Below are 4,564 nucleotides of genomic sequence, written 5' to 3' on the forward strand. Positions count from 1 at the left end.
GCTCCGTATTCATGGATGAGGTCAACGACTATCGGAGATGATCATGTCCAAGAAAAACCTGCGAATCCTGTCGGCGGTCCTGGCACTGTCGCTCGTGGCGGCGTCCTGCGGGGACGACGCCGACGAGGCCACTGAAGCTCCCGAACAGGCACCATCTGTAACGGAAGCGCCGGAGCCGGAAGCCGCAGATGACATGGACGAGTCTGAGGCCGAGGTTGAGGCGCCGGGGACGGTTGTGGAGGTGGCTGTGGCCTCTGGGTCGTTCCCGACTCTGGTGGCGGCCGTTCAGGCTGCTGGGCTGGTTGATGTGCTCAGCGGTGAGGGGCCCTTCACGGTGTTCGCCCCCACCGAGGACGCCTTCGCGGCGGCGCTGGGCGCGTTGGGCATGTCCGCTGAGGACCTGTTGGCCGACACCGAGCTGCTCACGGCGGTGCTCACCTACCACGTGCTGCCGGTGGCCGCGCCCGCGGAGGTGGTGCTCACCCTCGACGGCCAGAGCGTCGCGACCGTCGGCGGCGCGGAAGTGGCCATCGCCGTCGACGGCGGCACGGTCATGGTCAACGACGCCACGGTGGTGGCCACCGACATCGAGGCCTCCAACGGAATCATCCACGTCATCGACACCGTCCTGCTGCCACCCACGGGATAGACATCTCCCCGGTCTCGGTGGGCGGGCGGACCCTTCGCTCCCAACTCCATCCGCCTGCCCACCAGAGTCCGCTGAGTCACTGCACACGGTTACAGCGCACACCCTGTCACGCCGTGGAGCCTCGGTATAGTCAGATTGTGGCGAGCTTTGAGAGCGAGCCGATCGAGAGCATCGAGAAGGCTTTCGCTCGCGGCGATGACGACGCTCTGAGGGTTGCCTACAAGCACCACGGAAGCCTCGTCTACACCTTCTGTCACCGGACTCTCGACGAGAGCCGTGCCAAAGATGTCACCCAGGAGGTGTTCATCAGCGCTTGGAAGAGCCGCGGCCGGTATGAACCGGCGAAGGGCTCTCTCGCAGGGTGGCTGATCGCGATTGCCAGGAACCGGATCATCGACAACGTCCGGGCTGAGCAGCGTTACTCAGATCGTCGCGCTGGCGGCGTCGCGCCCGACGATGTTCATGTCGGCTCCCAAGTCGACCGGATCGCGGACAGGCTGCTGATCGCTGAGGCCCTGCGCTGTCTCTCCGACAGGGCCCGCCAGGTCGTCACGATGCACTACTTCGAGGATCTCACCCTCCGTCAGATCGCCGAGGCGACTCAACAGCCTCTCGGCACGGTCAAGAGCGACCTGCGCCGCGGCCTCGAGCGGATTCGACACCAACTGGAGTCGGACCATGGATGACAATCGCGACCGACGAACCGACGCTGAACTCGAGGCCATGCTGCGCGACCTCGAAGCTTCAGACCTCGAACTGCTCGAGCCACCGGACGATGTCTGGGAGGGAATCGAATCGGCGGTGAAGGTCGCCGAGGACCTCGGCGTCGCCGTGCCGTTTGAGTCGCGTCGGCGGATCCCAAGGCTGGTTGCGTTGGGCATTGCGGCCGTGCTGGTTGTCGTGGTGGCGGGCCTTGCGACGCTGTGGCTCACGCGTGACGATCCCGGCGAGGTGGTAGCTGCCGCGTCGCTCGTCTACGACCCCGAGACATTCGATGAACTCGGCGCTCAGGCCCAAGCGCGTGCAGAGCTCGTCGTCGACAATGACAGGCACAGCATCATGATCGTCGACGCAGCGCTTCCATCCCCGGGAGCCGGAGCAGACCTCGAAGTGTGGCTCATTCTTCCTGATGCCGCCGGCGGCGTCGCGAACCTCGTTTCACTCGGCGTGATCGACTCGACCGACCCGGGCAGCCTTACGGTGCCTGCCGGCTATGACCCCGATGCATACTTCGTCGTGGACATCAGCGTCGAGCCCCGCGACGGCGACGCCACTCACTCCGGGCGAACGATCCTGCGCGGACCGCTGCAGCAAGCCTGAGCCCCACTCCGCGACCGCCTCGAGACTAGACAAGTCAGCTGCGCGAAACGCGGGGCTTCTCCTGCCGTGTCACACCCCTTGTACAGACTGGATGGGATGTCCAGCTACAGGTTCCCGGCCGGGGGCGAAGCCCCTGGGCAAGTGCGGCAGCAAGTTCACTCTGGCTATCGCCGTGCCCACCGGCCAAGAGGGGTTCATTTGGCCGAGTGCGCCTATCTCGGCCGGGGGACTTTGGGTCGCGTCCGACGATGCGGAGACCTTGCCCGACGAGCGGGAGCTTTGGAGCTTGGACTGCGGCAGGGGCGGCGCCTGATCGCCGACTACTGCAACAAGTAGCAGCGGCGATAGTCGCTGCGCAACCCTGGAAGGGAGACCAGACAATGACCGACAAGACACCGCATATTCGCCGAATTGCTCCAGCGGGCTCGTTGCTGCAGCAACTGGAGATGATCGTCGAGAGTGACGTCGTGGGTGACTTGGCCGAGCAGCTCGAAGCATTTCACCAAAGCCGTGGGCATGCGGGACGCCGCCACCAATACACCTTCATGGACATTCTCGTGACGAGCGCGGCGGCTCAGCTATGCGGCAGCGACCGCGAGGCGATACGGGAACTCGATGACCCCAGCATGTGGGAGTGGCTGCGCAATGCGGCCGCCGCGACCTTCCCGGGTGACTTGTCTCGGCGCTTGTCGCCACGAGCGCCCAGCCGCTACCAGCTGTATCGCGCTCGCCGGAGTTACTTCAGTGGTGATGCACTCGAGGTGCTCAAGCGCGGCCTGCGAGCCGCGGCCGTGAGAGCCGCGGCGGACCTGGGGGCCTTTGACCCCTCAACGGGCACCTGGACTCACCCCGACAAGTCCCAGTGCGTCGTCGGTGACGCAACCTGGATCCCCGCCAGCGCCCGTCGTGGGAAGGGACCCAACAAGCGTTACCTCAGCACTGGCGACTCGGGCAACGGCCCCCGCCCAGTGGACGGGCGAGAGTTGGTGGTGTTGTCATGTCGTGGCTCCAGCGACAGCGAATGCATGGTGTTGGATGCCGAACTCAGCGACGGAGTCGTGACCGCCCGTAACGACGCCGACCGGGCCGCGGCGATGCTCCGTCGCCTCCTCGACGAACACGGCGACACGCTGAGGGCGGGCTTGCGCGGCTTGGTCTACGACATGGCGATGACATCCGAGACCTTCGACAAGGTCCTGGATATGGGGATTCTGCCGATCACCAAAGTCCCCAGATCCTCTGACGGGGGCCACCAAAGCGTGAGCTTTGGCACCTGTCCCTTCACCGGCGTCGACGGCACTGAGTATGACCTCGACGTGGTCGCCATCAACGGAGCGCCCGCGGTTGTGCTCACCGACAGTAACGGCGACAAAGTAGCTGTGCCACTGAGCCGCAAGCAGATCCGTTGGGAGAACAGCGGGTCGCGACACGTGGCCTACGGTCACTACGCCATGCCGCACACCCCGCCGGTCCCTACACATCTAAAGGGGGCCTCGACCGTCATTCGCCTCAACAGCCTCGACAGTGAGGCCCGTTCACGCAAGCGCCGCACAAGGGCGCTGCGGGCCATCCCCGAGGGTGACGCCGGCGTTGACCACCTGTACGGCACCCGTGAGGGCGTCGAATCCACCCTCGCGGACCTCAAGAGCGGTGCTGGTCGGATTCGGGGGTCACGCAACATCGACTTCCAGATCGTCGTCTGCCAGATGCTGAGCATCGTGCGTGCGATCGCTGCCCGTCACACCCAAGGCAAAGGCCGCTCAGCGCCACGAGCGGCGTGAACCAAGCCAGGTCTGGTCGCGCGGGGCAGCGCGACCAGACCTGAGGCGTGAGCGGAATACAAAGGGCAGAGGCGAGCTGGGCGCTCTGCCGGTACGTGTCGGCAGACTCACCAAGTGGCTGCACTCGTGCGGTATGAGCCGCCCTGGCAGGCTCCGCTACACCAAGAAAGTCAGCCTCCGCACTGAGATCGTGGTCAGCGCCGACAACCCGATCACGGCGCCGCAGTGGTACGACCAGTGACGGGCGGCCTCACCATCCTGAGACGTCACAGACCGAGTTGAACATGGCAGCGAATCGCGACAGTAGCGGCGTTCCCGGCAAGGCGCCCGGGACGCCGACGACGAGACCGCCTAAGTCGGAAGGTTGTAGGAGTACACCTTGTTGTCGCCCGCGTCGACTACCCACAACGTCGTCCCATCCGACCAGATGCCATAGAGGTTGTTGTTGAATGCTAGGGCGAGTGTGGAGGCGAAGTCTTTGGAGCTGTCCCGGGACTTGTCGGACATCTTGAAGGCGTAGATCTTGTCGGCGGTTTGGTCTGTCACCCACATGGTGGTGCCGTCCGACCAGATGCCGTAGGGGTCGTTGACGCCGAACCACCATCTCAGGCCATTGAAGTCTTTGGAGCTGTCGCGGGACTTGTCGGACATGTTGTAGGCGAAGATCTTGCCGTACCAGTAGTTCGTCACCCACATGGTCGTTCCATCCGACCAGATTCCCGTGGGGGCGTACTGGGGGGCGAACGGGGGCGCCACGATCAGGCCATTGAAGTCTTTGGAGCTGTCGCGGGACTTGTCGGACATGTTGTAGGCG

General features: G+C 64.7%; 5 protein-coding genes. 4 read left to right on the forward strand and 1 reads right to left on the reverse strand.

What is annotated here, in order from left to right; genetic code table 11:
• Positions 1-193: 193 nt before the first annotated feature.
• The 4 genes from F4X11_15970 to F4X11_15985 all read left to right on the forward strand — a co-directional run bounded on the left by F4X11_15970 (position 194) and on the right by F4X11_15985 (position 3,750).
• Entirely contained in the window at positions 194-649 is a 456-nt protein-coding gene (locus F4X11_15970; GenBank protein MYN66504.1) for a fasciclin domain-containing protein, read from the forward strand.
• A complete protein-coding gene (locus tag F4X11_15975) occupies positions 646-1,335 on the forward strand; it encodes a sigma-70 family RNA polymerase sigma factor (GenBank protein MYN66505.1) in 690 nt (229 codons plus the stop codon). Before F4X11_15970 ends, F4X11_15975 begins: the two co-directional genes overlap by 4 nt.
• Entirely contained in the window at positions 1,328-1,969 is a 642-nt protein-coding gene (locus F4X11_15980; GenBank protein ID MYN66506.1) for an anti-sigma factor, read from the forward strand. Before F4X11_15975 ends, F4X11_15980 begins: the two co-directional genes overlap by 8 nt.
• A 380-nt stretch (positions 1,970-2,349) precedes the next feature.
• Positions 2,350-3,750 carry a hypothetical protein gene (locus F4X11_15985; protein MYN66507.1) on the forward strand — a complete coding sequence of 467 codons (1,401 nt, stop codon included), beginning with the start codon at positions 2,350-2,352 and terminating at the stop codon, positions 3,748-3,750.
• 351 nt (positions 3,751-4,101) lie between these two features.
• On the opposite strand, the gene F4X11_15990 is transcribed toward F4X11_15985, so the two are convergent.
• A complete protein-coding gene (locus F4X11_15990) occupies positions 4,102-4,554 on the reverse strand; it encodes a hypothetical protein (GenBank protein ID MYN66508.1) in 453 nt (150 codons plus the stop codon).
• Between the last annotated feature and the right edge of the window lie 10 nt (positions 4,555-4,564).

Source organism: Acidobacteriota bacterium, assembly GCA_009861545.1.
In the GTDB taxonomy this organism is placed as follows: Bacteria; Acidobacteriota; Vicinamibacteria; order Vicinamibacterales; family UBA8438; genus WTFV01.